General features: G+C 43.8%; 28 protein-coding genes, 21 tRNA genes, 1 rRNA gene and 1 pseudogene. 41 read left to right on the top strand and 10 right to left on the bottom strand.

Features of this window, described 5'->3' with window-relative positions:
- The first annotated feature begins 92 nt into the window (after positions 1 to 92).
- The 22 genes from rrf (at position 93) to C509_RS0113575 (ending at position 2,284) form a co-directional block, all read left to right on the top strand.
- A 5S ribosomal RNA gene (gene rrf / locus C509_RS0113680) occupies positions 93 to 208 on the top strand.
- Positions 209 to 286: 78 nt separating this feature from the next.
- Positions 287 to 362, top strand: a tRNA-Val gene (locus tag C509_RS0113675).
- A 6-nt stretch (positions 363 to 368) separates the two neighbouring features.
- Positions 369 to 444 (top strand) — tRNA-Thr (locus tag C509_RS0113670).
- A gap of 53 nt (positions 445 to 497) precedes the next feature.
- A tRNA-Lys gene (locus C509_RS0113665) sits at positions 498 to 573 on the top strand.
- A 4-nt stretch (positions 574 to 577) separates the two neighbouring features.
- A tRNA-Leu gene (locus C509_RS0113660) sits at positions 578 to 659 on the top strand.
- Positions 660 to 665: 6 nt separating this feature from the next.
- A tRNA-Gly gene (locus tag C509_RS0113655) sits at positions 666 to 737 on the top strand.
- A gap of 9 nt (positions 738 to 746) precedes the next feature.
- Positions 747 to 832, top strand: a tRNA-Leu gene (locus C509_RS0113650).
- 11 nt (positions 833 to 843) lie between these two features.
- Positions 844 to 917, top strand: a tRNA-Arg gene (locus C509_RS0113645).
- A gap of 16 nt (positions 918 to 933) precedes the next feature.
- A tRNA-Pro gene (locus tag C509_RS0113640) sits at positions 934 to 1,010 on the top strand.
- 14 nt (positions 1,011 to 1,024) lie between these two features.
- Positions 1,025 to 1,100, top strand: a tRNA-Ala gene (locus C509_RS0113635).
- A gap of 23 nt (positions 1,101 to 1,123) precedes the next feature.
- A tRNA-Met gene (locus tag C509_RS0113630) sits at positions 1,124 to 1,200 on the top strand.
- A gap of 6 nt (positions 1,201 to 1,206) precedes the next feature.
- Positions 1,207 to 1,283: transfer RNA gene (locus C509_RS0113625), tRNA-Ile, on the top strand.
- A 10-nt stretch (positions 1,284 to 1,293) separates the two neighbouring features.
- Positions 1,294 to 1,386: transfer RNA gene (locus C509_RS0113620), tRNA-Ser, on the top strand.
- Between the two features lie 11 nt (positions 1,387 to 1,397).
- Positions 1,398 to 1,471, top strand: a tRNA-Met gene (locus C509_RS0113615).
- 10 nt (positions 1,472 to 1,481) lie between these two features.
- Positions 1,482 to 1,557: transfer RNA gene (locus C509_RS0113610), tRNA-Asp, on the top strand.
- 76 nt (positions 1,558 to 1,633) lie between these two features.
- Positions 1,634 to 1,709 (top strand) — tRNA-Phe (locus C509_RS0113605).
- 31 nt (positions 1,710 to 1,740) lie between these two features.
- Positions 1,741 to 1,815 (top strand) — tRNA-His (locus tag C509_RS0113600).
- A gap of 10 nt (positions 1,816 to 1,825) precedes the next feature.
- Positions 1,826 to 1,899 (top strand) — tRNA-Gly (locus tag C509_RS0113595).
- A gap of 10 nt (positions 1,900 to 1,909) precedes the next feature.
- Positions 1,910 to 1,986 (top strand) — tRNA-Ile (locus tag C509_RS0113590).
- Between the two features lies 1 nt (position 1,987).
- Positions 1,988 to 2,059: transfer RNA gene (locus tag C509_RS0113585), tRNA-Asn, on the top strand.
- Positions 2,060 to 2,113: 54 nt separating this feature from the next.
- Positions 2,114 to 2,204, top strand: a tRNA-Ser gene (locus tag C509_RS0113580).
- Positions 2,205 to 2,212: 8 nt separating this feature from the next.
- Positions 2,213 to 2,284, top strand: a tRNA-Glu gene (locus C509_RS0113575).
- 57 nt (positions 2,285 to 2,341) lie between these two features.
- Here the strand turns inward: C509_RS0113575 and C509_RS0113570 are convergent.
- Together C509_RS0113570 and C509_RS0113565 are read right to left on the bottom strand one after the other, a co-directional pair.
- Entirely contained in the window at positions 2,342 to 3,100 is a 759-nt protein-coding gene (locus C509_RS0113570) for a TraR/DksA C4-type zinc finger protein (RefSeq protein WP_342664523.1), read from the bottom strand.
- Positions 3,101 to 3,237: 137 nt separating this feature from the next.
- Entirely contained in the window at positions 3,238 to 4,164 is a 927-nt protein-coding gene (locus C509_RS0113565; RefSeq protein ID WP_018707486.1) for a 1,4-dihydroxy-2-naphthoate polyprenyltransferase, read from the bottom strand.
- 183 nt (positions 4,165 to 4,347) lie between these two features.
- Between C509_RS0113565 and C509_RS23965 the strand changes: the two genes are divergently transcribed.
- From C509_RS23965 to C509_RS0113535, 5 genes are all read left to right on the top strand, one after another.
- On the top strand, positions 4,348 to 5,739 hold the full coding sequence (locus tag C509_RS23965) for an isochorismate synthase (RefSeq protein ID WP_211214274.1): 1,392 nt from the start codon (positions 4,348 to 4,350) through the stop codon (positions 5,737 to 5,739).
- The gene (gene menD, locus C509_RS0113555) at positions 5,736 to 7,490 is read left to right on the top strand and encodes a 2-succinyl-5-enolpyruvyl-6-hydroxy-3-cyclohexene-1-carboxylic-acid synthase (protein WP_018707484.1); all 1,755 of its coding nucleotides are present in this window, start codon (positions 5,736 to 5,738) and stop codon (positions 7,488 to 7,490) included. Before C509_RS23965 ends, menD begins: the two co-directional genes overlap by 4 nt.
- Positions 7,484 to 8,311, top strand: coding sequence for a 2-succinyl-6-hydroxy-2,4-cyclohexadiene-1-carboxylate synthase (menH, locus tag C509_RS0113550; protein ID WP_018707483.1), 828 nt, complete (start codon positions 7,484 to 7,486; stop codon positions 8,309 to 8,311). The genes menD and menH overlap by 7 nt, the downstream gene beginning before the upstream one ends.
- A gap of 14 nt (positions 8,312 to 8,325) precedes the next feature.
- Complete coding sequence (gene menB, locus C509_RS0113545; RefSeq protein WP_018707482.1) at positions 8,326 to 9,144, top strand: 1,4-dihydroxy-2-naphthoyl-CoA synthase; 819 nt, start codon at positions 8,326 to 8,328, stop codon at positions 9,142 to 9,144.
- Positions 9,145 to 9,567: 423 nt separating this feature from the next.
- Positions 9,568 to 11,043, top strand: a complete 1,476-nt coding sequence (locus C509_RS0113535; RefSeq protein ID WP_018707480.1) for an o-succinylbenzoate--CoA ligase — start codon at positions 9,568 to 9,570, stop codon at positions 11,041 to 11,043.
- Between the two features lie 89 nt (positions 11,044 to 11,132).
- On the opposite strand, the gene C509_RS25625 is transcribed toward C509_RS0113535, so the two are convergent.
- The 3 genes from C509_RS25625 to ytzI form a co-directional block, all read right to left on the bottom strand.
- Positions 11,133 to 11,285: a DUF1540 domain-containing protein gene (locus tag C509_RS25625; RefSeq protein WP_018707479.1), complete on the bottom strand. Its 153-nt coding sequence runs from the start codon at positions 11,283 to 11,285 to the stop codon at positions 11,133 to 11,135.
- A gap of 74 nt (positions 11,286 to 11,359) precedes the next feature.
- The gene (yidD, locus tag C509_RS0113525) at positions 11,360 to 11,599 is read right to left on the bottom strand and encodes a membrane protein insertion efficiency factor YidD (protein WP_018707478.1); all 240 of its coding nucleotides are present in this window, start codon (positions 11,597 to 11,599) and stop codon (positions 11,360 to 11,362) included.
- A gap of 25 nt (positions 11,600 to 11,624) precedes the next feature.
- Positions 11,625 to 11,783, bottom strand: a complete 159-nt coding sequence (gene ytzI / locus C509_RS26155; RefSeq protein WP_018707477.1) for a YtzI protein — start codon at positions 11,781 to 11,783, stop codon at positions 11,625 to 11,627.
- A gap of 122 nt (positions 11,784 to 11,905) precedes the next feature.
- Between ytzI and C509_RS0113515 the strand changes: the two genes are divergently transcribed.
- Positions 11,906 to 12,364, top strand: a complete 459-nt coding sequence (locus tag C509_RS0113515; RefSeq protein WP_018707476.1) for a Dps family protein — start codon at positions 11,906 to 11,908, stop codon at positions 12,362 to 12,364.
- A gap of 107 nt (positions 12,365 to 12,471) precedes the next feature.
- Here the strand turns inward: C509_RS0113515 and C509_RS0113510 are convergent, their stop codons facing one another.
- A complete protein-coding gene (locus C509_RS0113510) occupies positions 12,472 to 12,726 on the bottom strand; it encodes a DUF6154 family protein (protein ID WP_018707475.1) in 255 nt (84 codons plus the stop codon).
- A 124-nt stretch (positions 12,727 to 12,850) separates the two neighbouring features.
- On the opposite strand from C509_RS0113510, the gene C509_RS0113505 reads away from it, so the two are divergent.
- Positions 12,851 to 13,222 carry a hypothetical protein gene (locus tag C509_RS0113505; RefSeq protein ID WP_018707474.1) on the top strand — a complete coding sequence of 124 codons (372 nt, stop codon included), beginning with the start codon at positions 12,851 to 12,853 and terminating at the stop codon, positions 13,220 to 13,222.
- An 83-nt stretch (positions 13,223 to 13,305) separates the two neighbouring features.
- Complete coding sequence (gene ytkD, locus C509_RS0113500; RefSeq protein WP_018707473.1) at positions 13,306 to 13,782, top strand: RNA deprotection pyrophosphohydrolase; 477 nt, start codon at positions 13,306 to 13,308, stop codon at positions 13,780 to 13,782.
- A 26-nt stretch (positions 13,783 to 13,808) separates the two neighbouring features.
- On the opposite strand, the gene C509_RS0113495 is transcribed toward ytkD, so the two are convergent.
- Genes C509_RS0113495 through C509_RS0113485 form a run of 3 tightly spaced genes read right to left on the bottom strand, consistent with a single transcriptional unit; the run spans position 13,809 to position 16,431 of the window.
- Positions 13,809 to 14,618, bottom strand: coding sequence for an ABC transporter permease (locus tag C509_RS0113495; protein ID WP_018707472.1), 810 nt, complete (start codon positions 14,616 to 14,618; stop codon positions 13,809 to 13,811).
- On the bottom strand, positions 14,602 to 15,375 hold the full coding sequence (locus C509_RS0113490) for an ABC transporter ATP-binding protein (protein WP_018707471.1): 774 nt from the start codon (positions 15,373 to 15,375) through the stop codon (positions 14,602 to 14,604). Before C509_RS0113490 ends, C509_RS0113495 begins: the two co-directional genes overlap by 17 nt.
- Positions 15,376 to 15,432: 57 nt before the next feature.
- Positions 15,433 to 16,431 (bottom strand): ABC transporter substrate-binding protein, encoded by a 999-nt coding sequence (locus C509_RS0113485; RefSeq protein WP_018707470.1) that lies wholly within the window; start codon positions 16,429 to 16,431, stop codon positions 15,433 to 15,435.
- Positions 16,432 to 16,537: 106 nt separating this feature from the next.
- Between C509_RS0113485 and C509_RS24830 the strand changes: the two are divergent.
- A pseudogene (locus C509_RS24830) lies at positions 16,538 to 17,327 on the top strand (alpha/beta hydrolase family protein).
- Positions 17,328 to 17,361: 34 nt separating this feature from the next.
- Here C509_RS24830 and C509_RS0113475 read toward each other — a convergent pair.
- Positions 17,362 to 18,732, bottom strand: a complete 1,371-nt coding sequence (locus C509_RS0113475; RefSeq protein ID WP_018707469.1) for an NCS2 family permease — start codon at positions 18,730 to 18,732, stop codon at positions 17,362 to 17,364.
- A 400-nt stretch (positions 18,733 to 19,132) separates the two neighbouring features.
- Between C509_RS0113475 and C509_RS0113465 the strand changes: the two genes are divergently transcribed.
- From C509_RS0113465 to C509_RS0113420, 10 genes are all read left to right on the top strand, one after another.
- On the top strand, positions 19,133 to 19,495 hold the full coding sequence (locus tag C509_RS0113465; protein WP_018707467.1) for a Na-translocating system protein MpsC family protein: 363 nt from the start codon (positions 19,133 to 19,135) through the stop codon (positions 19,493 to 19,495).
- A 380-nt stretch (positions 19,496 to 19,875) separates the two neighbouring features.
- On the top strand, positions 19,876 to 21,369 hold the full coding sequence (gene allB, locus C509_RS0113460; protein ID WP_018707466.1) for an allantoinase AllB: 1,494 nt from the start codon (positions 19,876 to 19,878) through the stop codon (positions 21,367 to 21,369).
- Positions 21,370 to 21,385: 16 nt separating this feature from the next.
- Positions 21,386 to 21,982, top strand: coding sequence for a cysteine hydrolase family protein (locus C509_RS0113455; RefSeq protein WP_018707465.1), 597 nt, complete (start codon positions 21,386 to 21,388; stop codon positions 21,980 to 21,982).
- 24 nt (positions 21,983 to 22,006) lie between these two features.
- Entirely contained in the window at positions 22,007 to 22,573 is a 567-nt protein-coding gene (locus C509_RS0113450; RefSeq protein ID WP_018707464.1) for a UbiX family flavin prenyltransferase, read from the top strand.
- Positions 22,560 to 23,897 carry a UbiD family decarboxylase gene (locus C509_RS0113445; RefSeq protein WP_018707463.1) on the top strand — a complete coding sequence of 446 codons (1,338 nt, stop codon included), beginning with the start codon at positions 22,560 to 22,562 and terminating at the stop codon, positions 23,895 to 23,897. The genes C509_RS0113450 and C509_RS0113445 overlap by 14 nt, the downstream gene beginning before the upstream one ends.
- A 29-nt stretch (positions 23,898 to 23,926) precedes the next feature.
- On the top strand, positions 23,927 to 24,190 hold the full coding sequence (locus C509_RS0113440) for a BMC domain-containing protein (protein ID WP_018707462.1): 264 nt from the start codon (positions 23,927 to 23,929) through the stop codon (positions 24,188 to 24,190).
- A gap of 15 nt (positions 24,191 to 24,205) precedes the next feature.
- Positions 24,206 to 25,159 (top strand): hypothetical protein, encoded by a 954-nt coding sequence (locus tag C509_RS0113435; protein ID WP_018707461.1) that lies wholly within the window; start codon positions 24,206 to 24,208, stop codon positions 25,157 to 25,159.
- Positions 25,160 to 25,181: 22 nt separating this feature from the next.
- Positions 25,182 to 25,676: a BMC domain-containing protein gene (locus C509_RS0113430; protein ID WP_018707460.1), complete on the top strand. Its 495-nt coding sequence runs from the start codon at positions 25,182 to 25,184 to the stop codon at positions 25,674 to 25,676.
- 31 nt (positions 25,677 to 25,707) lie between these two features.
- Positions 25,708 to 25,989, top strand: a complete 282-nt coding sequence (locus C509_RS0113425) for a BMC domain-containing protein (RefSeq protein WP_018707459.1) — start codon at positions 25,708 to 25,710, stop codon at positions 25,987 to 25,989.
- Between the two features lie 2 nt (positions 25,990 to 25,991).
- A complete protein-coding gene (locus tag C509_RS0113420; RefSeq protein WP_018707458.1) occupies positions 25,992 to 26,831 on the top strand; it encodes a hypothetical protein in 840 nt (279 codons plus the stop codon).
- Positions 26,832 to 26,905: the final 74 nt, after the last annotated feature.

The following is a 26,905-nucleotide window of genomic DNA, read 5'->3' as shown; positions in this document are numbered from 1 at the left end:
CGGAATTTCTTCTCTTATCTGGTTTTGAGGGAATGAAAAATTTCTCTTGAAAAATACATAAAACACAGTATAATAAAAGATGTTGTAAATTGTCTGGTGGCGATAGCGAAGAGGTCACACCCGTTCCCATCCCGAACACGGAAGTTAAGCTCTTCAGCGCCGATGGTAGTGAGGGGTTTCCCCTTGTGAGAGCAGGACGTCGCCGGGCAATAAAAAAACTTTAAGGATGGCATGCTAAGTACGCGACGTCCTATCGCAACGCATGCACTAGTACATCCTGTACTTTGGAGGATTAGCTCAGCTGGGAGAGCACCTGCCTTACAAGCAGGGGGTCGGCGGTTCGAACCCGTCATCCTCCACCATAATATGCCGGCCTAGCTCAATTGGTAGAGCAACTGACTTGTAATCAGTAGGTTGGGGGTTCAAGTCCTCTGGCCGGCACCATCATAAATTGTTTGTGTCTGATTATGTCGAGAGACTGGAAACTATTTTAATGCGAGCCATTAGCTCAGTTGGTAGAGCATCTGACTTTTAATCAGAGGGTCGCAGGTTCGAATCCTGCATGGCTCACCATTTTGCGGGTGTGGTGGAATTGGCAGACACGCTAGACTTAGGATCTAGTGCCGTAAGGCGTGGGGGTTCGACTCCCTTCACCCGCATATTAAGCGGAAGTAGTTCAGTGGTAGAACACCACCTTGCCAAGGTGGGGGTCGCGGGTTCGAACCCCGTCTTCCGCTCTTTATTTTGCCGGGGTGGCGGAACTGGCAGACGCACAGGACTTAAAATCCTGCGGTAGGTGACTACCGTACCGGTTCGATTCCGGTCCTCGGCATTCAGCTTATTGCGCCCGTAGCTCAATTGGATAGAGCGTCTGACTACGGATCAGAAGGTTATGGGTTCGACTCCTTTCGGGCGCGTTACTTGATTTTTCTCCGGGAAGTAGCTCAGCTTGGTAGAGCACTTGGTTTGGGACCAAGGGGCCGCAGGTTCAAATCCTGTCTTCCCGACCATCTCATAACATATCGGGGCCTTAGCTCAGCTGGGAGAGCGCCTGCTTTGCACGCAGGAGGTCAGCGGTTCGATCCCGCTAGGCTCCACCAATTTAATAAAGAAATAATATGTGGGCGGCGTAGCTCAGCTGGCTAGAGCGTACGGTTCATACCCGTGAGGTCGGGGGTTCGATCCCCTCCGCCGCTACCACTTGTAGGACCTTTAGCTCAGCTGGTTAGAGCAGACGGCTCATAACCGTCCGGTCGTAGGTTCGAGTCCTACAAGGTCCACCATTTTATTTTTGGAGGAATACCCAAGTCTGGCTGAAGGGATCGGTCTTGAAAACCGACAGGCGGGTCAAACCGCGCGGGGGTTCGAATCCCTCTTCCTCCGCCATTTTATATCGTCGCGGGATGGAGCAGTCTGGTAGCTCGTCGGGCTCATAACCCGAAGGTCGCAGGTTCAAATCCTGCTCCCGCAATTTAACATTAGGTCCCGTGGTGTAGCGGTTAACATGCCTGCCTGTCACGCAGGAGATCGCGGGTTCGATTCCCGTCGGGACCGCCATTTTAACATATAGCAGCCTAATTAATATGAATGCTGCTGAGATTGTTATAAAACTTCTCATAGCTTAATTACATAAGGCTCAGTAGCTCAGTCGGTAGAGCAAAGGACTGAAAATCCTTGTGTCGGCGGTTCGATTCCGTCCTGAGCCACCATTAAGACGTTTTAATACAACGGCAATGCATGGCGGCTATGGCGAAGTGGTTAACGCATCGGATTGTGGCTCCGACATCATGGGTTCGATTCCCATTAGTCGCCCCATTTTAAACATGCGGGTGTAGTTTAGTGGTAAAACTACAGCCTTCCAAGCTGTTGTCGTGGGTTCGATTCCCATCACCCGCTCCATATTTATTGAGGGCCTATAGCTCAGCTGGTTAGAGCGCACGCCTGATAAGCGTGAGGTCGGTGGTTCGAGTCCACTTAGGCCCACCATTCCGCAGTAGCTCAGTGGTAGAGCTATCGGCTGTTAACCGATCGGTCGTAGGTTCGAATCCTACCTGCGGAGTTTTCTTTAGCTCTTTTTTCTGTTCACATAAATGTTTTTCATGAATAATATAGTGGGGAAGTACTCAAGAGGCTGAAGAGGCGCCCCTGCTAAGGGCGTAGGTCGCGTGAGCGGCGCGAGGGTTCAAATCCCTCCTTCTCCGCCATATATTATGGCCCCTTGGTCAAGCGGTTAAGACACCGCCCTTTCACGGCGGTAACACGGGTTCGAATCCCGTAGGGGTCATCCATTGATAAAAAGAACCATTCCACAACCGTGGAGTGGTTCTTTTTTAGTTCTAACTCAACGTTTATTCTTGTCAACATATCCATCAGTTTGATGGTAGGGGAGATCCCCAAATGGAGCGTCAGTTCCTTCTTCCTCCAATTCTTCTGTATATTCCCGTTCCTTCTCCGTTTGGAACACTCTCACATCATCAGCTTTCATATCGTTACCTGTAAACATCTCGTATTCCTCAGTAAAACCGTCGCTGATTTTGTCACGGTACAGTTCTCCATAACTTTCGTAATCACCTTCAAAATCTGAAGGGGTCTCCGATGTCCCATATTTAGCTGCTTCTTGAAAACTGTCATGGTAATCTCGGATACCTTCCTCCTTATGGCGGCCTGCAAATGAGTTATCGAATGCAGGCTTTAAATAATCCTCTTCCACCGGACGGTCTTCAGCCCTCGAACTATCAGGTGTATGTTCCATACAAGTTGTTGCATAGGGGATTGCCTCAAGTCGTTCATAGGGTATTTCCTTTCCACATAACTCGCATTTGCCATAGTTTCCCTTAGCCATTAATGAAAGTGCAGCTTCCACCTTTCCCAGCTGATCCTCTTCGTGGACAGAAAGGGCCATATCCTTTTCTCTCTCAAACAGCTCTGTACCCAGATCTGCAGGATGGTTGTCATATGCTGAGAGTTCTGTGTTTTCCTTCTCGCTCTCTTGCTCCAAGATTCCGTCTTCAGCGTCAATTGTTCCCTGTAGATTATGCTTTTCTTCCAACAACATGTTCTTTAATGTATTTAATTGCTGCTCTGTCAGCAAGATTTTCACTTCCTTTATTGTTTATGTTAGTATGAGCTATTTTTGATCTAATCATAAAAGGCTTGCAATAATTATTTTCCTTTTTTTCAATTTGAATAAACATTAGAGGGGAATAAAAAAACATGTCCGAAAGAAGGACATGTTTTTTACTGTAGGAGGTTGCTTATAAGAAAACTGATGGCTAACAGAAATCCAAAAATTGTATTCGTCTGAGCAGTGGCTTTCATCGCTGGCATCATCTGGATGGGCTCGGTTTTTCCAATGAACCCTTTGACCGCACTGACCGCTTTCGGGATACTGGCAAATGTGATTAAAAGGAATGGAGATAAAGAAAAGAATAATATTAATGCTAAGATAAACAAATATGAAACAATAAACATTGCAGCCAGTAATTGAATCGCTTTATTACGGCCTAGAAGAATAGCAATGGTCTTCCTTCCATTTTTTTTGTCCCCCTCCAAGTCACGGATATTGTTGGCCAGCAAGATGGAGCCAATCAGAATGGAGATAGGGATGGATGAAAGGACACTGATGGATTCTATTTTCCCGGCTTGAATAAAATAGGCGATCTGTGTAATAACAAATCCCATGAAGAAACCTGATGTGATTTCTCCAAACGGAGTATAGGCGATTGGGAAAGGCCCGCCGGTGTAAAAATAGCCAGCTGCCATGCAAACGAGTCCGATGATGGCTAGCCACCAGCTGCTGTTCGCGGATATATATATTCCGAGAAGCAAGGCTACTCCTAGAAATGCAAACCCCAATCCAAGGACGGTTCCCGGTTTGACACCATTGCGTACAATCGCCCCGCCTATTCCCACCGAATGCTTTGTATCAAGTCCTCTGGCAAAGTCATAGTATTCATTAAACATATTGGTCGCTGCCTGTATGAGCAGGCTTGCTATAAGCATAGATGCAAACAGGAGACCGTGTATAGGGTACTGCTTTGCTGCTAAGACTGTACCCAAGAGCACAGGTACGAATGCGGCCGTTAATGTATGCGGGCGAGTTAAACGCCACCAAATCCGCCAACCTTTTTCAGAGGGGACAGCAGATTGAGCATGAAGGTTCATAAATATTCTCTCCCTAAACATATTCACCTAATAAAGTCTAGAGAATGTATGAAGAAGTGTCAATCCCTTTCGTCGTAAAGTTTCTTTTTAAGCAAAGCTGTTTTACTTACATTTAGTGCTTCCATTCATATATAATAAGTAAGGAGATATAAGATAAGTCTATCGCTTTAGGAGAGATTTATGTTGATTAATTCACCATTCCAAACAAAGTATACTAATACATTAAAGCATAATGCCCAGTCCAATCATGTGTTGGTAAGTTATACAAAAAAAGTGAATAAGATCGATCCTTTTGCCTTTTATCAAATAAACAGTCCCGTATGTGAGGGGGAGCGTTTCTTTTGGAAAAGCCCGGACGACGACACAACTATTGTTGGCTCAGGCCTTCTCTGTTCGTTCTCTAACAGCGGAGCGGATGACCGCTTTAGCAGGATTGAAGCAGAGTGGAATGAAATTCTTTCATCTGCTGTGATCGATAATCCCTTTCGTGTACCTGGCACGGGACCGCTTTTGTTTGGCGGTTTTTCTTTTGATCCATATAGCCTAAAAGAAGAAAAATGGCAGCCTTTTGGTGATGCTTTATTTTATTTGCCTGAATATATGCTGACCATTATCGGGGAAGATTATTATTTGACAGTAAATCTTTTTGAAAGCGAAGAACTGGCCAGTCAATCAAATAAGGTGAAAAAAACCTTTGATATATTATTAAAAGGTGCCGAATCATCACAAGTTTCTGCGCCGAAGTTGGAAAGAAAGGAAGAACTTTCTGTTCCGGAATGGCTTACTTCAGTGGCTGAAGTTGTTGATGAACTACAGTCATCAGACACTGTCAACAAAGTTGTTTTATCTAGGGAAATGAAATTAACTTTTTCAAAGCCGATATCATCAGAGTATGTAGTGAAACAGCTTCATCTCCAGCAAAAAGACAGTTTCATTTTTCTTCTTGAAACACCTGATGGAAGCTTTGCGGGAGCATCCCCTGAAAGGCTTGTAAAAAAAATGAACGATCAAGTGTTATCTACAAGCTTAGCCGGATCGATCGGCAGGAGCGAAGACCCTGCAGAGGACACGGACCTTGGGAACATGCTGTTAAACGATGAAAAAAACCTTTACGAGCATGACTTGGTCGTAAAAATGATCAAAGGGGCACTGGAGCCCTACTGTAATGAGCTGCAGGTCCCTGAAAACCCCGTCCTTTTGAAGACGCCGTATATCCAACATCTATATACACCGGTCTCAGGTATTTCAAAGCCTGGCACTTCTATTCTTCACCTAGTGGGCCAAATGCATCCGACACCTGCTTTGGGCGGCGTTCCTACTGATCAGGCGATGAAAATAATCAGAGACAAGGAGAAGATGGACAGAGGTTTTTATGCTTCTCCAATCGGCTGGACTGATTTCGATGGGAATGGAGAATTTATTGTTGCTATCCGTTCAGGCTTGCTCAAAGGTAAACAAGCCTTTTTGTATGCTGGCTGCGGGCTAGTTGCAGACTCTGATCCAAATGATGAGTTAAAGGAAACGGGTATCAAGTTTTTGCCGATGTTGCAGGCAATGGGAGGAAAGAGTGAATGAATTGGCAAGAGACTTTAACGGAATATGCGGCAGGCTTTATAGAGGGCCTTGTCCATTCGGGTGTAAAAGAAGTTGTCATCAGCCCGGGTTCCAGGTCCACCCCGTTGGCCATGCTTTTTGTTGAGCATGAGGACATACAGGTATATATGAATATAGACGAGCGTTCCGCTGCTTTTTTTGCTATGGGCCTTTCAAAGGCATCGGATCATCCGGTTGCCCTTCTTTGCACATCAGGAACTGCTGCTGCCAATTATTTCCCAGCAGTCATTGAGGCAAGCCTTTCAAGGATTCCGTTGATTGTTCTGACAGCCGACCGCCCACATGAATTGCGAGATATCGGAGCTCCACAGGCTATTGACCAGCTTCACTTATATGGAAGATATGTAAGGTGGTTCACCGACTTGGCATTGCCGGAGTCCGGAAAAGAGATGTTAAAATACGCCAAAAGCTCAGCGATACGAGCCGCTTCAGTGGCCAAAGGAGTGCTTCCGGGACCAGTTCATGTCAACTTTCCATTAAGGGAGCCCCTTGTACCAAATTTACAGCAACCATTTCATCCCGATTCAAATCTGTCCTCTCCCCATATCTCGGAAGGATATTTGAATATTCCGCTTGAAACTTATAAAGAAATTGCTGACAAGTGTTCAACAATTGAAAAAGGTTTGATCGTTTGTGGAAATATTGATAAACCCGGTTTTCAAGAGGGTGTTCTTGCATTGGCAAATTCACTGGGATTTCCGGTATTGGCTGACCCCCTTTCTCAATTGAGGAGCGGGACCTTCGATAAAGATATGGTTATTGACTGCTATGATACATTTCTAAAATCTGAGGGGGCTAACGAAAAGCTTAAGCCTGAGCTTGTCATTCAGTTCGGCGGGCAGCCTGTTTCCAAACCCCTTTCACTATTTTTAAAAGGCATTAGAGAATCAGCAGAACTGTTGATTATAGACGGAAGCGGCGGATGGCGCGATCCTAACCGCGCCGGAACGCACATGATCCATTGCGATGAAACGGTATTCTGCCAACAACTGAATCAATTGGTGGAAAAGAAAGATGGAAGCACCTGGAAAAGGTTGTGGACCGATTTAAATCGGCGGACAAAAAATATCATTAAATCCTATATTCAGTCAGTATCCGACATGGAAGAGGGGAAGGCTGTTTCTCTTATATGCGATTTACTGCCTCCTGATTGCACGGTGTACATCGGGAATAGCATGCCGATCAGAGACATGGATACTTTCTTCCATACAAACGAAAATAATATTCGATTGATGGCTAACCGCGGTGCAAATGGAATAGACGGAGTTGTGTCTAGTGCAATTGGTGCCGCTGTACATTGCCGGCCACTGTTTCTTTTGATTGGGGATTTGTCTTTCTTCCACGATATGAATGGTTTGCTGGCTGCAAAGCTTCAAAAAATCAATATCAATATAATTATTTTGAACAATGACGGAGGCGGTATCTTCTCTCATCTTCCGCAGGCAAAAGAAGGAGAAAACTTTGAGCTGATTTTTGGAACGCCGACAGGATTGAACTTTGAACATGCTGCAATGCTGTATAACGGTCAATATACAAAAGCGGTGGAATGGGAAGATTTGACTGTTTCCATCAGGGAAGCGGCCTCAAATGAAGGTTTGAATATTATTGAAGTCCCGACAGATAGGGCAAGGAATTTGCAGGTTCATCGAGGTTTATGGGAACAAGTTTCCCGGGAAATAAACAAATATCTGCAAAGTGACGAAATATGCTGATTCATGTAAATCAAGTCAGGTACAATGTCGAAGTAGTTGGCAAGGATGAAAAACCTGCAGTTGTTCTTTTACACGGCTTCACTGGAGACCACACAACTTGGAAGAGCCTGAGCAATAAGTTAAAGGACTCTTTTAGAGTGGTTGCCATCGATTTGCTTGGACATGGAGAGACGGATTCTCCAAGCAACCCGGAACTGTATGAAATGACCAATGCAGCGAAAGATATCATTCTATTAATGGATCATCTGGGAATAGACAGTGCCCATTTTCTTGGCTATTCAATGGGAGGCAGGCTTGCTCTGGGAACTGCCATCATGTATCCAGACAGAATCAAGACTCTAATGCTTGAAAGTGCATCTCCTGGTTTAAGGTCGAAAAAGGAAAGAAAATCAAGAGTTCAAAATGATGAATTCCTGGCAGCTAACATTTTAAAAAATGGTATAGAAAAATTTGTAAATTACTGGGAAAACATACCCTTATTTCAAACACAAAAAGGACTTCCATTGGATATTCAGGAACGAGTCCGTGCCCAACGGCTAAAAAATGACCCTTATGGGCTTGCGAATAGCTTAATCGGGTTTGGCACTGGAAGGCAGCCCTCCTGGTGGGACAAACTTCAAGAAATCGATGCTCCCGTTTTGCTCATGTGCGGGGAACTGGATGAAAAGTTCTGTCATATTGCAGCTGAAATGAATCGGATGATCCTGAGATCCTCGCAAGTGAAATTTAAAAAGGCGGGCCATGCTATACACGTGGAAGAACCGGATAAATTTGATACAATAGTAAAGGAGTTTCTGATTGAACAGGAACATATATCATAAGGAGGAAGTTCTTTATGGCAATTAATTGGACAAAAGAAAGAGAGTACGAAGATATTTTATATGAAACGTATAACGGGATCGCTAAAGTGACGATTAATAGGCCTGAGGTACATAATGCGTTTCGACCTAAAACTGTTATGGAATTGATCGATGCTTTTGCTTACGCTAGAGACGATGAAAAGATCGGGGTCATAGTTTTGACAGGTGCAGGCGGACGAGCATTTTGTTCAGGAGGGGATCAATCGGTAAGAGGACACGGAGGATATGTGGGTGAGGACAATATCCCTCGTTTGAATGTATTGGATTTGCAAAGGCTCATCCGTGTCATTCCGAAACCCGTCGTTGCAATGGTAGCCGGTTATGCAATCGGAGGAGGGCATGTATTGCATGTGGTCTGCGACTTGACAATTGCTGCGGATAACGCTGTGTTCGGGCAGACTGGACCTAAAGTCGGCAGCTTTGATGCCGGCTATGGTTCCGGATACTTGGCCCGCATCGTCGGACATAAAAAAGCAAAAGAAATTTGGTTTCTTTGCCGCCAATACAATGCCCAGGAAGCGCTTGACATGGGCTTGGTCAATACTGTTGTTCCACTTGATCAATTGGAAGAGGAAACAGTCAAATGGTGTGAAGAAATGCTTGAGAAGAGTCCTACTGCCCTCAGGTTCCTCAAAGCGGCCTTTAATGCTGATACAGATGGTCTTGCAGGTCTTCAGCAGCTGGCGGGAGACGCCACATTGCTTTATTATACGACAGACGAAGCAAAAGAAGGACGTGATGCGTTCAAGGAGAAGCGCAAGCCAGACTTCGGACAGTTTCCTCGTTTCCCTTAAAAAAGTGCATGCGTCTGTATAGGGGCGTACAAAACTGAACAGAAATACGGAGACGCCTTGATCAGCCCTGACAAGTATGAGGCTGATTCCCGGGGAGGCAGTGTTTCAGTTACGACAGGGAATCGGATATTATCCGGATGACGTAGGAGTCATTGTTGACTTTTATGTGCCTTGTATGGAAACTTTGAATAAACATCCTGGCGAATAATCAAAGCTTTTCTGAGAAAGGAAAGTGATGTTTGTCAGCAGCCGGGTGTTGGCCACGTTAAAGTGTCACGAATTGTGGCTTCGGCAGGCTTCCAACGCAGCAACCTGTCTACACTTGTACTAATACTTCCTGTGGACAGTACCTTATTTAAACAAAGGACCTGGTGGGTGATCCATCGGGTCCTTTTTGACCATAAAAAATAAGGAGATTTTTACATGGAAACAACCACTCCAAATTGGCTGAAAAAAAGGGCCGATTTGTCACCGGAGCGCACGGCTCTTATTTTTAACAATCAATCTTGGACATTTAGCGAATTGTTTAAGGAAGCCATAAAAGTAGCAGAGAAAATAGTCAATGTGGTGCCAAGAGACTGTAGACGTGCTGCTATCCTCATGAATAATACACCTGAAACTGTATGGGTAATCCATGGTCTTCAGCAGCTTGGACTTGAAACAGTCTTTTTAAATTGTAGATTGACTGCAAATGAGCTGCTGTTTCAAATAAAGGACAGTGAGACTGAACTGATCATTCACGATGGTTCTCTTATGGACACTGTGGGTGAATTGAAGAATACTTTAAATATTCCTATCATCTCTTTCAAAAACCTTGTTGGTGGACACTCTTCTCATACATCTCTCAAAAAAGAATTCACTCTCAATGATGTTTGCTCAATCATGTACACTTCAGGGACGACCGGAAAACCAAAAGGTGTCCTTCAAACATACGGTAATCATTGGTGGAGTGCCACAGGATCCGTATTGAACATGGGTTTGCAGGAGAATGATTCGTGGCTGTGCACCGTTCCAATTTTTCATATAAGCGGCCTTTCAATTTTATTGAGAAGTGTCATTTACGGTATCCCTGTCATTTTAATGGAAAAATTCAATGAAAAAACAGTGAACAGGCTGTTGTCGTCAGGGCAAGTGACCATTATGTCGGCAGTCACAGCCATGATTAGCAGGATGCTTTCTGAACAGGGGAATAAGCCGTATCATCCGGCATTTCGATGTTTGCTTGCAGGAGGTGGACCAATACCGAAACCGCTGTTGCTATTATGTAAAGAAAGAAAAATTCCTGTTTTCCAAACATATGGGATGACTGAAACTTCATCACAAATTGTCACTCTTTCTCCTGAAGACAGCTTAAGAAAGATTGGTTCTGCCGGTAAGCCGTTATTTCCATCACAATTAAAAATAATGGTCGGAGAAAAAGAAGCAAAGCCGTTGGAAGAAGGGGACATCTATGTAAAGGGGCCGAACGTGACCCCGGGCTACTTGAATAGAGATGATGCCAATCATGCTTCTTTTAAGGATGGCTGGTTTTCGACCGGAGATCTGGGTTTCAAAGATGAAGAGGGTTTTGTGTACATTCTGGACCGCCGTTCGGATTTAATTATCTCGGGAGGAGAAAATATTTATCCCGCTGAAATAGAGGAAGTACTTCTTGGCCATGAGGATGTTGCAGAAGCAGGGGTAACAGGGATTCCCGACGAAAAATGGGGCCATGTCCCGTATGGTTTTATTGTTTCTGCAAAAAAAATGAGCGAAGAAGAGATTCTTGCGTTTTGCCGCGAAAGACTTGCTTCATATAAAGTCCCTAAAAGGATTATTCAAGTGGAACAGCTCCCTAGAAATGGTGCAAACAAGTTGCTGCGCAGATTATTAAGTGAGTTAACAGCAGACGAAGATTAAACCGGGGTGCCTTCACTTAAGACACCCCGGTTAATGAGCCTATTACCAACGGTTTGGAATAATTGTATTACTAACACTTAAAGCTTATCCTATTTTTGAACAAAGGTTTGACAATCAGTCTCCCGTTCGTTTTCCGCTTCGTTGCCAGTATGGCTGACGATATAAATGCGGTCGGCAGCACATAGGTTGCCATCTTTCCAAAAATGACAGTTTTTCACTTCACAAAGTACATCTTCTGCCAATTGGTATCACTCCTTTAAGTTGATACATTCAATAGTGTTGGCGCAAAAAATGCTACTATGTGAGGAAAGATACGTCAATTCAGGAAATGATCTGTCTTATTTTTTTCGGGAACTTGGTCGATTCCTCCAGGGTGGAACGGGTGGCATTTGATAATCCGTTTTAGTGTAAGCCATCCTCCGTGAACGGCTCCAAACCTCTGGATTGCTTCCAGTCCGTAATTGGAACAGGTTGGGTAAAACCTACAGGTTGGAGGCTTCAGTGGGGAGATGAATTTTTGATAGAAACGGATGATTAATATAAAAATTTGTTTCATTGGAAGATCGCATCCTTCAATTCAATCAGGATATTTTATTCTCTTTAGATGGATGGTTTTCATTGTCATCTGTCGGCATTGGGTCGATGGTATGTTTGACTGAGTACGCTTTTGAAGTCACCAAAGCAGTAACAAGGACAACAATGATACACATGATGATGGATATAACCATGACAAGCTTCATCAACTCTATTTCTCCCTTCTTCCTTGAGCCTATTGTAGCATAGATTTAATTGGAAAAGCCGAGCATATAAATGTTTGTCTTGTAAAAAAATAGGGTAAAGTAATTAAAGGAGGACTGATAAAATGTCAACAGATAATCAACAATTGATCGAACTGGTAAATAAGCAGGTGGCCAGCTGGACGGTACTTTACACAAAGCTACATAATTTCCATTGGTATGTAAAAGGGCCAAACTTCTTTACGCTTCACGAAAAATTTGAGGAGCTTTACAACGAGGCAGCCCTGCATATCGATGAACTGGCAGAAAGGCTTTTGGCATTGGGCGGAGAACCCGTTGCAACACTTAGGGAGTCGCTTGAACTGGCAAGTGTACAAGAAGCGGAGACTGAAAAGGCAGCGGAGCAGATGGTTCAAGCGACGGTGAGTGATTTTGAGACGTTGACAGCCGAATTGAAAAAAGGAATGGAACTGGCTGATCAGTCTGGGGATGAGACAACCGGTGATATGCTGCTTTCCATCCATCAGAGTCTGGAAAAACATATTTGGATGCTGAATGCTTTTTTGGGTGAAAAAGTTCATTAATGACAAATGCCTGGGACCGTCCCAGGCATTTTTGAGTAAAAGAAATTTTTTGTTTGAGAATAGTGTATGTCGTTTGTCCAATTCAGTTGTTTTGTTTTATGTAGTTATTAGTGCAGATGTCTATAATACGAAGCCCCGTCTTCTTTTCGACCTTCAATTTGGGCAAATTTCCCTTTTAATGTCTCCATTAAATACAGTCTGATGAAATATTGGAGTTCATATTCATTCATTTCTTTTACGATCCCCAATAAGTCATCGTGATCGTATCCTTCAAGTACTGCGAAGGTGATCATATCCAGATCTTCTTCATCACCGGTAAGTTTATCACGGTACATTTCAAACAATTCGTCTATAAGTTTCATTCGGATAACTTCCTTTCCAAAAATACGTTTTTCCTGTGCTTATTATATATATACCCGTAAATGGTAACAACAATCAAATATATAAATGACATTTCTGCTATTAAGAATAAAATAGGCGTCGACAATGCAAAATATGCATATAAAATCGTTAAAGGAGCCAATCGCCTTGGACCAACAAAAGAAAACCTACTATATATCAGTCGGGGCCGGAGAAATACTATCCATTCCTAATGCATCGCCCTGGGATTTTAAAATTGAAGCAAATGATGATGAAATCACAAGGCTTCGGGAAATATTCGATTCGAGCCAAGACAATAGTATAGACGATTTCCTTAGGGCTCACGTTCCTTTCGTGGAGTATTCTCACGACCCGACGAATGATCAGCATGATCAAAATTTGTTAAGGATTTACAGCATGATCTACGAGCTCGGGGATCAAGAAGCCAAACAGCATATAGAAAATATGGGGATTCTTGAGAGTTTTAAAAGCGAATAGCCTGATTATATAGTATAGTTAAAGCGTTGGAATTGGTTCCAACGTTTTTCGTTTAATATCTAAATAAAGGAAGACATAGAATCATGCTAAAGTTTTTAGATGAAAACCGTAATGAAGTCCATTTAGTTTTCGAAAGAAATGCTTTTTCTATCAAGCCGGAACATGTGCTTGTCATTTGCAGATACAAAGATGAGTGGCTGCTGACAAAACATACGGAGCGCGGCTTGGAATTTCCGGGCGGTAAAGTGGAAAAAGGTGAAACTGTGGAAGAAGCGGGAATTAGAGAAGTTTTTGAGGAAACAGGCGGAACCGCCACTATCAAGGACTATCTGGGCGAATATAAAGTACATGATGCCAAAGGGGAATTTGTCAAAGCGGTCCTTCTTGCTGAAGTCCTTCATTTGGAGAAGAAGGATCATTATTACGAGACGGATGGACCGCTGCTTGTAAAAGGGGATCTACTTTCCAAGATCCACAATGACGAATTCAGTTTTATTATGAAAGACGAAGTGGTTTCAGCTTCATTGATTAATGTAAAGGAAAAGGGGCTGATCTATTAAAAAAACCGCCCTTCAAAAGAGCAGTATCAAACTTGATCTTTGATCAATTTCCTTTCAAGCCATTCGACGAGTTGATACATGATTGTCGCAAAAATTACGATTAGGAAAAGGGCAAGCATGACCAAGGTGAAATTAAATACCTGGAATCCGTAAATAATCATATATCCGAGACCTTTTGCTGAAACGAGAAATTCACCGACAATGACTCCTACCCACGATAATCCGACATTTACTTTCAAAGTGGAAATGATGGTGGGAAAAGAAGCAGGCAAAATGGCATCTTGGAAAGCCTGCCGTTTTGTTGCTCCGAAAGTACGAAGAACTTTTACGTAATTTTCATCAACATCCCGGAAAGCCGAATAGACGACGATTGTTGTGATAATGACAGAAATGATGGCACCCATTGCAATGATTGAGGTGAATCCAGGTCCAAGGCCTACTATTAATATTGGACCGAGAGCAACCTTTGGCATGGCATTCAGGATGACAAGGTATGGATCCAGGACTTTGGAAAGGAATGGAGACCACCAAAGAATTGCTGCGAAAATTGTTCCGAGAAGCGTACCCAGAATGAAGCCCATCACTGTTTCAAATACGGTTACGCTAAGATGTGCAAACAAGGTTCCGTCTGAAACCTTCTCAATGAGAAGACCCCAAACTTTGGTAGGGTAGCTGAAGATGAGTGGATCAATCCATTTACTGCGGCTTGCCGTCTCCCACAAAATGAAAAACAGCGTCAAAATGAGCAGCTGATAGAAAAGTACCCATCGATTTTCTAAAGTCAGCTTTTGCTTATATTGTGAGTGAAGCAGTGCAGGATCATTTGTTTTCTTCAAGAGTCTCCAGCTCCTTCCAGATGGTGCGAAATAAATCGGAATAGGCATCTTCGCTTCGGACTTCAAAAGGACTCAGTCCGCGCAAATGATCAGGGACTTCAAACACTTTATGGAGCCTTCCGGGATTGGTTGCAAAAAGCAATACTCTATCACTCATGGAGATGGCCTCGCCAAGGTCATGTGTAACTAGAACAGCGGTTTTTCGATATGCTTTTAATATTTCAAAAACAAGATCTTCGAGCTTCAGTTTCGTTTGATAATCTAGAGCGGAAAATGGTTCATCCAACAATAACAGTTTTGGATTGACAGCCATTGTTCGGGCCAATGCTGCACGCTGTCGCATCCCTCCTGACAGGTGGCGTGGAAACTGTTTTTCCACGCCTTCCAAGCCGATTTTTTGCAGGAATTCAAGAGCACTAGCTTTAGTATCTATGTCTAGCTGCCGATTCAATTTCAATCCGATCAAGACATTTTCCTCAATTGTTTTCCACGGAAAGAGATAGTCCTGTTGAAGCATATAACCGATCATATTTCTTTGTAGATCCGGAGGCTGACCGTCAATTTTCACTTCTCCGTCTGTTGGTACCAGTAACCCGGACAAAATGGACAACAACGTTGTTTTTCCGCATCCAGATGGACCGATCAGGGAAACAAATTCCCCTTCCTTGATTGAAAAGGAAACATTTTTTAAAGCGGTTCTGACGGAAGACGGAGTGAAGTAATGGTGTCCGATATTTTCAGCTGTTATAAAGCTCATGATGATTCCGGCCTCCTTACTTTATTTATATTTTATGAATGGCGCGTGCTCTTAACATTACTCTTTCATCACTTTTTCTACGATTTCGGTATTCACCAGCTTGTTGTAATCCACTCTTTCAGGAAGCTCTCCAGCTTCTTCCATGATGTTTTGAAGATTTTCCCAGCCTTCTTCTGTAAGAGTCATTTTCTCTGCAAATGACCCTTGATTTTTATAACGTTCAATGACAACGGCCAATGTTTCCAAGTCAGAGTCCTCAAAGTATGGTTGAACCACCTCGGCAATTTCTTCCCCGCTGCTCTTTTCCACCCACTGCTGTGCTTTATATAGGGCCCGGACGAACTTTTCGACTGTTGCATCATTTTTCTTAATATAGCTTTCTTTTGCCATGAATGTGGTATAGGGTACATGACCGGACTCTTCACCGAAGGATGCAACAATGTAACCTTTTCCTTCTTTTTCAAAGACGGAGGCTGTAGGCTCAAACAACTGAACAAAGTCGCCAGTCCCGGAGGCAAAAGAATTGGCTATGTTCGCGAAGTCGATGTTCTGAATCAATTCCAGATCTTTATGTGGATCAATTCCATGTTTTTTAAGTACAAACTCGCCGACCATTTGCGGCATTCCGCCTTTTCGCTGCCCGAGGAATGTGGAGCCTTTCAGTTGGTCCCACTTAAATTGTTCGTTTTTGTCTCGGGAGACAAGGAATGTACCATCAGTTTGGGTCAATTGGGCAAAGTTGATGACCGGGTCACTCGCCCCCTGGGAGTATACGTAAATGGATGTTTCCGAGCCGACTAGAGCAATATCGGCAGAGTCGGACAAAAGGGCTGTCATTGTTTTATCGCCGCCCCAGGTTGTTTTTAATTCAACATCCAGTCCTTCCTCTTTAAAATATCCTTTGGCAAGGGCAACATATTGGGGTGTATAAAATACGGAACGCGTTACTTCTGCCAGACTCACTTTTTTCATTTCTTCTTTTGGTGAGCAGGCAACAGCGAAGATCAATAGGAAAGCAGCGGCAGCCAACAGTCCGATTTTAAACCATGATTTCATTCATGAACCTCCAGTCAGTCTTGCAGGACTTTAGTAAATTGGGCTAACATATCGTATGATGGGCCCGAAAAATTGTGATTAAATACCGGCAAGGAGCAAACCAATAATGGAAAATACTCGAATTTTGGAGAAAGTCATGTTTCCCTCACCAAGCCCTAAAGTATATATGTACCTCGTCACTTACCTATCCGCCGGCTTAAGAGTGAAAGGGTTATTGGCCGAGCCGGTTCAGGAAGGCGTTTATGAGGGGATGCTTTATTTAAGGGGGGGGAATTAAAAACGTTGGCATGGTAAGGCCTGCCAGGGTCAGTCAATTCGCTGCCGAGGGATTCATTGTATTTGCACCCTTTTACAGAGGAAATTGGGGCGGTGAAGGCAACGAAGACTTCGCAGGTGATGACAGAGAAGATGCGTTCGCCGCATTTGAATTGTTAAGAAGCCACCCGTCTGTTGCAGGCAGCCGAGTTCATATTTTCGGTTTTTCCCGCGGCGGTGTAATGGCCCTTTTAACCGGAGTTCGATTTGAAGAAGCAGCTTCAGTTGTTACGTGGGGAGGAGTGTACGATATGGAACTTACCTATGTGGAACGAAAGGACCTGAGAAGAATGATGAAGCGTGTGATCGGCGGTTCTCCGAAGACCGCAGGTGCCGAATTTAAATACCGCACCCCTTTATACCAGCTTGAAAAACTGAGGTCCCCAGTTCTGATCATCCATGGATTACGTGATGAAAATGTGTCAATAGAACACGCTTACCGTCTCGAGCAAAGGCTGGCCGCACTTAATAAAGAGGTGGAAACATGGTATTTTGAACACGTCAATCACTACTTTCCGCCCAATCTGAACAGGAAAATCGTGCATGATCTTTGCATATGGATGAAAAAGGCATCAAAGTAAAGCATCCTTCCATTACAAATGGAAGGATGGTTTTTTACATAAAGTTGGATGCAAAATGAATGGCGAATGCCAGGCTGATGATATACATCATCCAATGGAGTTCGTCTCTTTTTCCTGTCAGCAGCTTCAGTAACGTAAAGGAAACAAATCCGAATGCAAGACCTTCAGCTATGCTGAATGTTAAAGGCATTAAGATAATAGTAAGGAAAACTGGAACAACCGTTGTGAAGTCATCAAAAGAGATATTTCGGATCTCAGAAATCATAAAGGCCCCGACAAGAATCAGAATTGGTGCAGTAGCAAATGTCGGGATAAAACCGATCAAAGGTGCAAAAACCAATGCAAGCGCTAGAAATAGAGCGACAAAAATGGCTTTAAGACCTGTTCTTCCACCAGCTGCTACCCCGGTTGCATTTTCCGCATAGGCGTTCAGGGCAGTCCCTCCCATTGTGGCACTGAGCATCGTACCGACCGCATCTGCCTGAAGGGCGCGATCGATTTTTTCAATATTGCCTTCTTTGTCAACAAGACCTCCTTTTTTCGCCAGGCCGATAAGGGTAGCGGTGTTGTCAAAGAGCTCAACGATTGTGAATGAGAAAATAATTGTGAGAATCCCATACCCAAAAGCTGATTTAATATCCATTGCCATAAAAGTTTCGGAAAGACTTGGCAATTGAAATGAAACAATATCGTTGAATGAAGACGGGGCTTTCTCATAACCGATAATCATGGAGAGTGCGGTGGTGGCAAGTATAGCATAAAGCAAACCGCCCTTTATATTTTTTGCAGTAAAATAAGCTGCGGCAATCAATCCGAAGCACGCCAGAAGTACCCCGGGATTTGCCAAGTTTCCGATTGAAACAATGGTCGCTTCGTTGGCGACAATAATGCCGGCATTTTTAAATCCCAAAAATGAAATGAATAGACCGATACCGACCGTAATGGCTGACTTCATTGATTCCGGTATGGCATCAATAATTTTTTTTCGGAGACCGGTCACTGTCAGAATGGTAAAGATGATCCCTGAAATGAAAACCGCACCCAATGCTGTCTGCCAGGTCAAGCCTTGCCCGATTACTACCGTATAGGTAAAGAATGATACAAGGCCAATACCCGGAGCCACTGCAGCTGGGAAGTTCGACCAAAGGGCGAAGACAAGCGTACAAATCACACTGACATAGATGGTTGCTGCGAGTGCTGCTTCTGCTGGCATGCCCGCTTCCGATAAAATGGATGGGATCACAATTACTATATAGCTGATTGACATGAAGGTTGTCAGTCCGGCAATCAGTTCGGTCTTAACATCGGTCCCACGTTCGGTCAATTTAAAAAAATGGTCGATAGGCCCTCTCTTTTTGGCCAGCATTTGCTTTTTTTCTTCCAAACTCTTATGTGGCAGAGACATGATGAATAGTCACACTCCTTATATGTTTTTTTATCCAGTACAGCGGGTCTGCAGGTTTTCTATCATTCAAGTAATTATTTTGTGCCAAATCCCCCCTTTTTGACTAAAAAAACCGCAGCGACAAATTTGCCATTTGAAAATACAAAAGGCAAATTTGTCGCTGCGGTACAGACTAATCCGTAAACAGACACTGTTGTAACCGCTTACCAATATGAAAAGTCAGAACGATTATTTGTTCCTGCCTTTCCAGAATTCTGCTGAAATTGACTGAAAAAAGTAAAATAATGTACAGAAAAATTTATATCATTCCATTTCTTTTGTCAAGGTTAAATTTTCTAAAAAATAGCTTGACAGTTGTAAGCGAATTCATTAACATTATAAGTGCAAGGGGGTCATCAAGATGAATGGAACCTCATCAGAAATAGAGATAAGAACATTAAAAAGGGATATTGCCCAAGTGTACAATCGGGTAAACCAGGAATTTTATGCTACAGGCGTCCGAAGCCAACGGGTTGAAATCTGTGATGACAGGGTAATTATCTTTGCAAAACATAAACGAGTCACGGCTTTTAAAGCATTGAGCAAAAATTTTTGGGAACTCACAACTTATGCTGATGCAGCATTGATTGTCGAATTTAAGATTAAACTCAAGAAGATAGTCGAAGATGTTACTGGTATGAAAGTAATATCTGTTTTAAAAGACTATGATCCGGATTCCGAAGATGCAGTTTGTGTCGTCATATTCGAAGAAAACATTATATAATACCAATTTTTACAAAAAACATCTAAGCACTCTGGAATGAAAACGCAGGTCCGTTTTTATTCAAGGCTTTTAGAACGGTTACATAAGTCTCTGTTGTACGGAGATTATTTGAACCGCAGATTCAGTATATTCCTTATTTTTTGAGGGAGTATTTTGAATCTGCGGTTTTTTATATACAAAGGAAGCAAAGGTTAGATAATGTAGCTTATCTGCGATGGTACGATCCTTCTGAGAGCAGAAAGCTGCACCTCATTATTCGACCTGTGGGCGAAAGCTTTTGCTTTTCTTTTAAGGAGGTGAATTAAGTATTTTAGTTTGAAGCCCATGATTCTATGAAATTAGTATTTAGCATATTTATCATTTTGAAGGGAGAGAGAAAAATGGATTTAATCTTAAAAAACGCGCTGATTCCACAGGGGGATCGAAAGGTAAAGACAAACATTTTGGTTGACAATGGAAAAATTGTTGGGTTCACTTCAGCACTAAATGGCTTGTCCGCAGATAGGGTTATTGATATTAAAGAGAATCTGGTGGTTCCGGGATGCATTGATCCACATACCCACTTCATGGATCCTGGATTCACTCATCGTGAAACCTTTACAACAGGAACAAGATCAGCAGCTGCTGGCGGAGTGACGACCCATATCGACATGCCGTGTTGCAGCAAGCCTTCCGTACGAGATGCTGAAAGTTTCCACAAAAAGCTTGCCCCTCTGAAAGATCAGGCTTACATAGACTTTGCTTTCTGGGGAGGAATGACCGGCGAAGATGTCCGTGAAGGACTGCTCGATAATATCCATCCGCAAATTGATGAAGGCGTTGTTGCTTTTAAAGTGTATATGACTCCGTCAGTTCCTACTTTCCCTAAGGTTTCAGATGCAGAGATGCTTGAAATCTTCAGCCATATCGCTCCAACTGGAATGCCGATCGGCGTCCATGCAGAAAACTATGATATTTGTACCTTCTATTCTGAAAAGTTGAAAAAGGAAGGCCGTCTTGATGGTCCGGCATGGGCGGAAGCAAGAATGGCTCTTGCTGAGAAGACTGCGATCCAATTGATCATTAGCTTTGCAGAAGCAACCGGTGCTCGGGTCCATGTTGTTCATATGAGTACCAAAGAAGGTGTGGAACTTGTAAGGGCAGCCAAAAAGCGTGGAGTGAAAGTAACTGCGGAAACATGCCCGCATTATTTGATGCTCAACGCTGAAGACTCCATGTCAGAGCGAGGCACATTTGCCAAAATTGCACCGCCGCTCCGTGAAAAAGAAGATAATATTGTCCACTGGCAAGGCTTGGCCGACGGAACAATCGACTTTGTTGGAACAGACCATGCTCCATATGAAATAGCCACGGAAAAAGATGCACCTGACTCCACGATCTGGAACAGCTTCCCTGGAATCCCGGGAGTGGAAACAATGGTTCCGATCCTTGTTAGTGAAGGGTTGAATAAGGGCAGGCTTTCATTATCACGTTTTGTCGAAGTGACGAGTAGAAATGCCGCGATCCATTTCGGAATTTATCCGAAAAAAGGAGCCTTGGAGATTGGCAGTGACGCTGACTTTACTGTCATCGATCTTGAGCGTGAATATACGATCGATGAGCAAAAGACTGAGTCTATGGCCAAATACAACCCGCTTCACGGTTTGCAGCTTAAAGGAAAACCGATCCAGACAATTGTTCGCGGCAGAGTAGTCTATGACGAAGATAATGGCGGAATCGTCGGCGAAGCTGGATATGGACAATATGTCAAACGACAGGCTATTCAGAGCCTTGAGCGCGTCATTAAATATGAAACTTACGAAGAAGGGGCAAAAGAAGCAGAAGCCAAGCCACGCGTAGAAAAAGCATTACGAAGAGACTTGATTACAAACTAAGGGAGGAAGGAAAAAAATGACACAACAATTAAAGGGAGAAAAGCATGCGCTCGTTATCATTGACATGCTGAATGATTTCATTGGTGAGAAAGCTGCATTGAGATGTGAGAATGGTGAGAAAATTGTTCCGAAGATTCGGGAAGCTATCGACTTTTGTCATGAAAACGGCATTCAGGTAGTGCATGTTCAGGAGGCCCATCGGAAAAATGATGCGGATTTCAGAGTAAGACCGGTACATGCAATAAAAGGTACATGGGGTTCCGAGTTTATCGAAGAACTGCAGCCTGAAGAAGACAAGGGCGATTACATTGTACAAAAACGCCGCCACAGTGCATTCAGCTATACAGATTTCGACCTTTTCTTAAGAGAAGAGAAGATTGATACGGTTGTTCTTACAGGGGTTTGGACGAATGTTTGTGTAAGAAGTACAGCTTCCGATGCATTGTACCATGGGTATAATGTCATCGCGCTATCCGATGCAACCGCATCCCAGGATGACGATATGCACCGTGGAGGGCTACGTGATATTGGAATTTTTGGGGATGTCATGACTACAGATGAATACATGGATGCCGCCAAAAAGAAATTCTCCCAAGATCCACAAACGGTCTGATACCGTGAGCCAAGAGGCTGGGAAATGAGAATTATCGTCGGCATAACGGGAGCAAGCGGATCATTGTATGGATATACCTTGATCCGTGCGCTTCACCAATTGGGAATTGAAACCCACGTAGTTGCTACCGAAATGGGAGTAAAGGTAATGCAATTCGAATGCGGCGTCAAAATGGATGATTTAAAAGAATATGCTGTCGTCCATCACAATCAAAATCTGTTTGCCTCCATAGCCAGCGGCTCATTCAAGACAGATGGAATGGTGATTGTACCTTGCTCAATGAATTCATTGGGAGCAATTGCCAATGGCGTGGGGGATACGCTGTTGAGCCGGGCGGCAAGCGTGGTTATGAAGGAAAGACGCAATCTTGTGGTTGTACCCAGGGAGGCTCCTTTCCATGTGATCCATTTGCGAAACATGACAACTTTGGCCGAAGCGGGGGTTTCAATTTTACCGGCGAGCCCGGGCTTTTACCACCGCCCGACGGAAATATGGGAGCTGGTGAACTTCATTGTAGCCCGGATACTGGATGAGTTAGGTATTGAACATGAATTGATGGAAAGATGGGGTGAGAAGAATGAATCCCCTTAATATGAGAGAACTGCTTGCTGATTGGGACAAGCGTGGATTATTGCATCATGTCAAAAAAGAGGTCAGTCCCGAATACGAACTAGGCGCGGTAGTAAGAGCAATGAAAGGGGAGCAGCCTGTTCTGTTTGAAAATGTACAGGGCTATTCCGTTCCCATGGCCGCAGGCTTGGGTGGAAACCGGAAGTTCATGGCCGACAGTATTGGTGTGGATGAAACCGAATTGATTCCCAAAATGGTTGACGCCATTGTGAATCCGCTTCCTACAAAGCTCGTTCCAACCGGTCCCGTTCATGAAAATGTCGTTTTGCCGCCGTTCGATTTGGATGATTTTTTTCCAATACCGACCTTTCATGCAGAAGACTGCGGTGCTTACTATGTTTCAGGAGTTTTGGTTGTAAAAGATCCTGAAGGAAAGAAGAGGTATACATCCATTCGGAGGATGAAGTTTATCGGTGGAAACAAAACGAATATCGTCATAACTTCCCCTGAACTCAATCGGCAATTTGCGCATTTTGAAGAAAGAGGGGAGCCAATGGAAATTGCCGTCATGTTCGGAGTGGTCCCCGCAGTCGTGTTGGCATCGCAGGTCAGCACCCATTTATTCCATGCTGATAAATTGGATGTGTCCGGAGCGCTTCTTGGACAGCCGCTTGATGTGGTTCAATGCAAGACCGTGGACATTGAAGTGCTTGCAGAAGCCGAAATCGTTTTGGAAGGAAAAATACTTCCGCATGAAAGGGACCCGGAAGGAGCTTTCGGTGAGCTCGGCGGTTATTATGGCGGAAACGAGCCTCAACCTATTGTCGAAATGACAGCCATCACCTACCGCAATAATCCAATTTCCCAAACCATTTTCCCCTCAAGTTCGGAAGAAAGACTTCCGATGTGTCTTGTTCGTGAGATGACTCTATTAAGTACGGTTAGACAAACAGTTGAAAATGTAAAAGCAGTCCACGTTACAATGGCTGCTGCGGCAAGACTCCATGCCATTATTCAAATTGACAAGCAAACGGAAGGCGATGCTAAACAGGCTGCGATGGCCGCTTTTGCCAGTGATAAAGATTTGAAGCATGTAGTCGTAGTAGATACAGATGTAGATATTTTTAATCCCGAGGATGTCGAATGGGCGATTGCCACTCGCTGTCAGGCTGATCTTGATGTTTTTATTATCCCGGGTACAAAGGGATCTCCCTTGGAATCATCACATAATTTAAGAGGCGTATCTGCCAAAATGGGGATAGATGCAACATACCCGCTCTCCGAAAAAGAGATGTTCAGAAGAACGTCTGTCCCTGTTGAGATTGATTTGAATGATTACTTATAAGCTATAAGGCGAAGGCGGGTGAAGATTGAATGAGTGCAATAGGATTAGTGGAAACAAGAGGGCTGACGGCAGCGATAGAGGCTTTGGATTCGATGGCAAAAGCAGCGAATATTTCTTTGGTTGACATGAAAAGGGTCGGCTCAGGCCTGGTGACTGTCATCGTAGAAGGAGATGTTGCGGATGTAAAATCTGCCGTGGAAATTGGAAGACTTGCTCCTGAAGTTGCCGGCGGAGAGCTGATTTCATCAAATGTCATTCCACGGCCGCATGCTGAGCTGAAAAAAATTCTTTAATGGGAGGTGTAAAAGTTGTCGGATGTGATGAAGCAGGTAGTACAGGAAGTCCTCAAGGGAAATAAAACAATTATTTCCAACAGAGTAGAGAATACGAGTAAACCGTCTGCAAGTAAATCTCTCAATGATATTAAAAGACCGAACTATCAGCGGTTAAAAAAGGAGCAGCGGCTTTCGGTACTGGAAAACCAAAGATCGTCACCTGCTGGCTATAAAAAGCCTGCAGCACAAGGCCGCCCGAATGGATTATCTGCTAAACAATTCAACGAGGAGGCCATGTCGAGACTTAGATCGATTTCTCTGGCACAGGGGAAAGTATCAAGAAAAAGCAATACGCCTGCACACGGTGATCACCGGCAGACAAAATCCGCAAAAATTATTGGACATACCCGAAATGGGGGCTGTGTCTGGTTTTTTCCGGACCTTCCACAGGAACTGATGGGAAGCTTCCACAGGCCGTTAAACAGGGCGGCGGTAGGAACGGTGAGAATGCCGGAATGTCTGCCCAGCTATCTTTTGCTAGTCAATGAAATCATTCGTGACAATCAGGACATCAAGTTTTACATATCATGGGAAAGAGGTGGTGATGCACCGTTTACTGCTGAATTTTACGATGATGATGTCGACAGACTTGAAAAAATCATGAATGAAGTCTATCAAAAACTTAACAGGCGCTCTTTGAAGCACTTCGAAGCATATACAGCCATTTCCCCAAGTCCTTGGCTGACGAAACAACTTAATATCAGTCTGTCAGTGGATGCAATCGCAATTCTTGAAGGGGTTCCGTATTACACAAGCATTGTGTTGATGGATTCATTACTGAAAAACTTTAAGAATACTGGCATAGACTATGAAATAGAGGAAAAATATTTGCTTTTGAAAGGAAATTATCATGTCATTTCCGAGCTTGTCACGGAGCTTAAAAAGGAATCGGGCAGGCTGACAAGCGCAGACAAGATAACGATATAGTCCGGAAAGGAGGATGGGGTGATTGTTTGCACTGGGATTAATTGAGACTGTTGGTTATACAACAGCAGTTTCGGCGGCAGATGCTGCGGTGAAGGCGGCAGATGTGGAAATCATCGGAATGGAAAAGGTAATTGGAGTCAGTGGATACGTCGGGGTAACCATACATCTTTCCGGTGATGTTGCAGCCGTTACTTCAGCAGTGGAAGCAGGAAGGAAGCAGGGGGAGCTGATCGGAGAAATCATTTCAACAGATGTGATTCCAAGGGCTCACTCAGAGGTTAGCCAAAAGCTGTTGAGCAAATTCCTTATTAAAGAATCTGCGGAAAAGAAATCACAAAATATATCTCCAACGGCATCAAAACCAGGAACAGAGAGTATAAATCCCAAAAAGAAAACAAGTAAATCGGCAGGATCCCCAAAATCAAGCAAGGGGCAGTCTAAAACAAAAGATACAGCTACTGAAAATACGGAAGCGAAAAATGTCACCGAAAACGGAGACGGAGAGAAGAAAGCTTAAATAATCTGAAACTTACAAGGAGGGTCTTAATATGGGTGGAGAAGCTTTAGGATTGGTTGAGACAAAAGGACTAGTAGGAGCGGTTGAAGCTGCAGATGCGATGGTAAAGGCCGCAAACGTGGAAATTTGCGGATATGAAAAAGTGGGTTTTGGTCTTGTAACAGTCATGGTACGCGGAGATGTGGGTGCAGTAAAAGCCGCGACTGATGCGGGTGCTGATGCAGCAAGCCGTGTAGGGGAACTGATAAGCGTCCATGTCATTCCTAGACCGCACAGCGAGGTCGAGCGTGCCCTTTTGACAAAAGGTGAATAAGAGTGAATCTCAACCGTAATAGTGCTCTGGCAGAGTCAATTTTGCGGGAGCTGTTTTATAGGAATAAGAGCAGCATTGAAAATGCACGCCCCAGAACAGTGCTTGCTCTCCTTTTCTATCATATGAATGGGATGGAAGAAGGATTACAAAGATTGAAAGAATTAAATGGGTGGTATGGCAAGCATATTAGAATCCGGATATGTCCCGATCAGTCAGTTCTGGATCATTTGAGTATGACAGAACTTGCCTGTATGGCCGGAGTTGATGATTGGATTTCATTGGAGGATGCGGAATATCTGAAAGAAAAAGTGGACCATTTTTTTATTCCGGTATTGCCTTTTTCCGCAGTTTCAGATTTATTGCGCTTCAATGATAAACATAGACCTATCAGACTTCTATTATGGGCATTGATGAGCGGGAGGAAAGTCAGCGCATATGCTGCGGGGGCAGATCCTTACCATTCGATTTGGGAAGCGGCAGGATTGAACAATGGAACCCCTTTTTTAAAACATGAGATGAAAAAACAGCTTCAGAAGCTGGGGGGGTTTGGAATTCAATTGTTAAAAGACGACGCACAGCTTCAATCATATTTCAAGCCGGCCGTTTTGCAAAAAGAGAAACAGATAGTTACGGCAGAGTCGATAAAAAGGCATGCCGATGCGGGTAACCGGCTTATTGAGGTTGGACAAGGAATGATCATAACGCCGTTGGCGCGGGACGTTGCGCAAGAATATCAAATCGAAATCTGTACTAAAAGCGCAAGGAGCCCGATTATCGGCGACAAGCACAAGGCGAATTTTGATAAGGCAGTTCCTCAGCCACCACAGCAATTTGACTTGTGATCTCGAGCCGATGGCGCCTAGTCGCCTCAGAACGCCACATCTTGTTGCGTCGGCAGGCTAGGGCGCGACGTCCT

Source organism: Siminovitchia fordii DSM 16014 = CIP 108821 (genome assembly GCF_000374565.1).
GTDB lineage: Bacteria > Bacillota > Bacilli > Bacillales > Bacillaceae_C > Siminovitchia > Siminovitchia fordii.
Note: the sequence above shows the minus strand (reverse complement) of the source record. Positions and strands in the feature narration are given on the sequence as shown.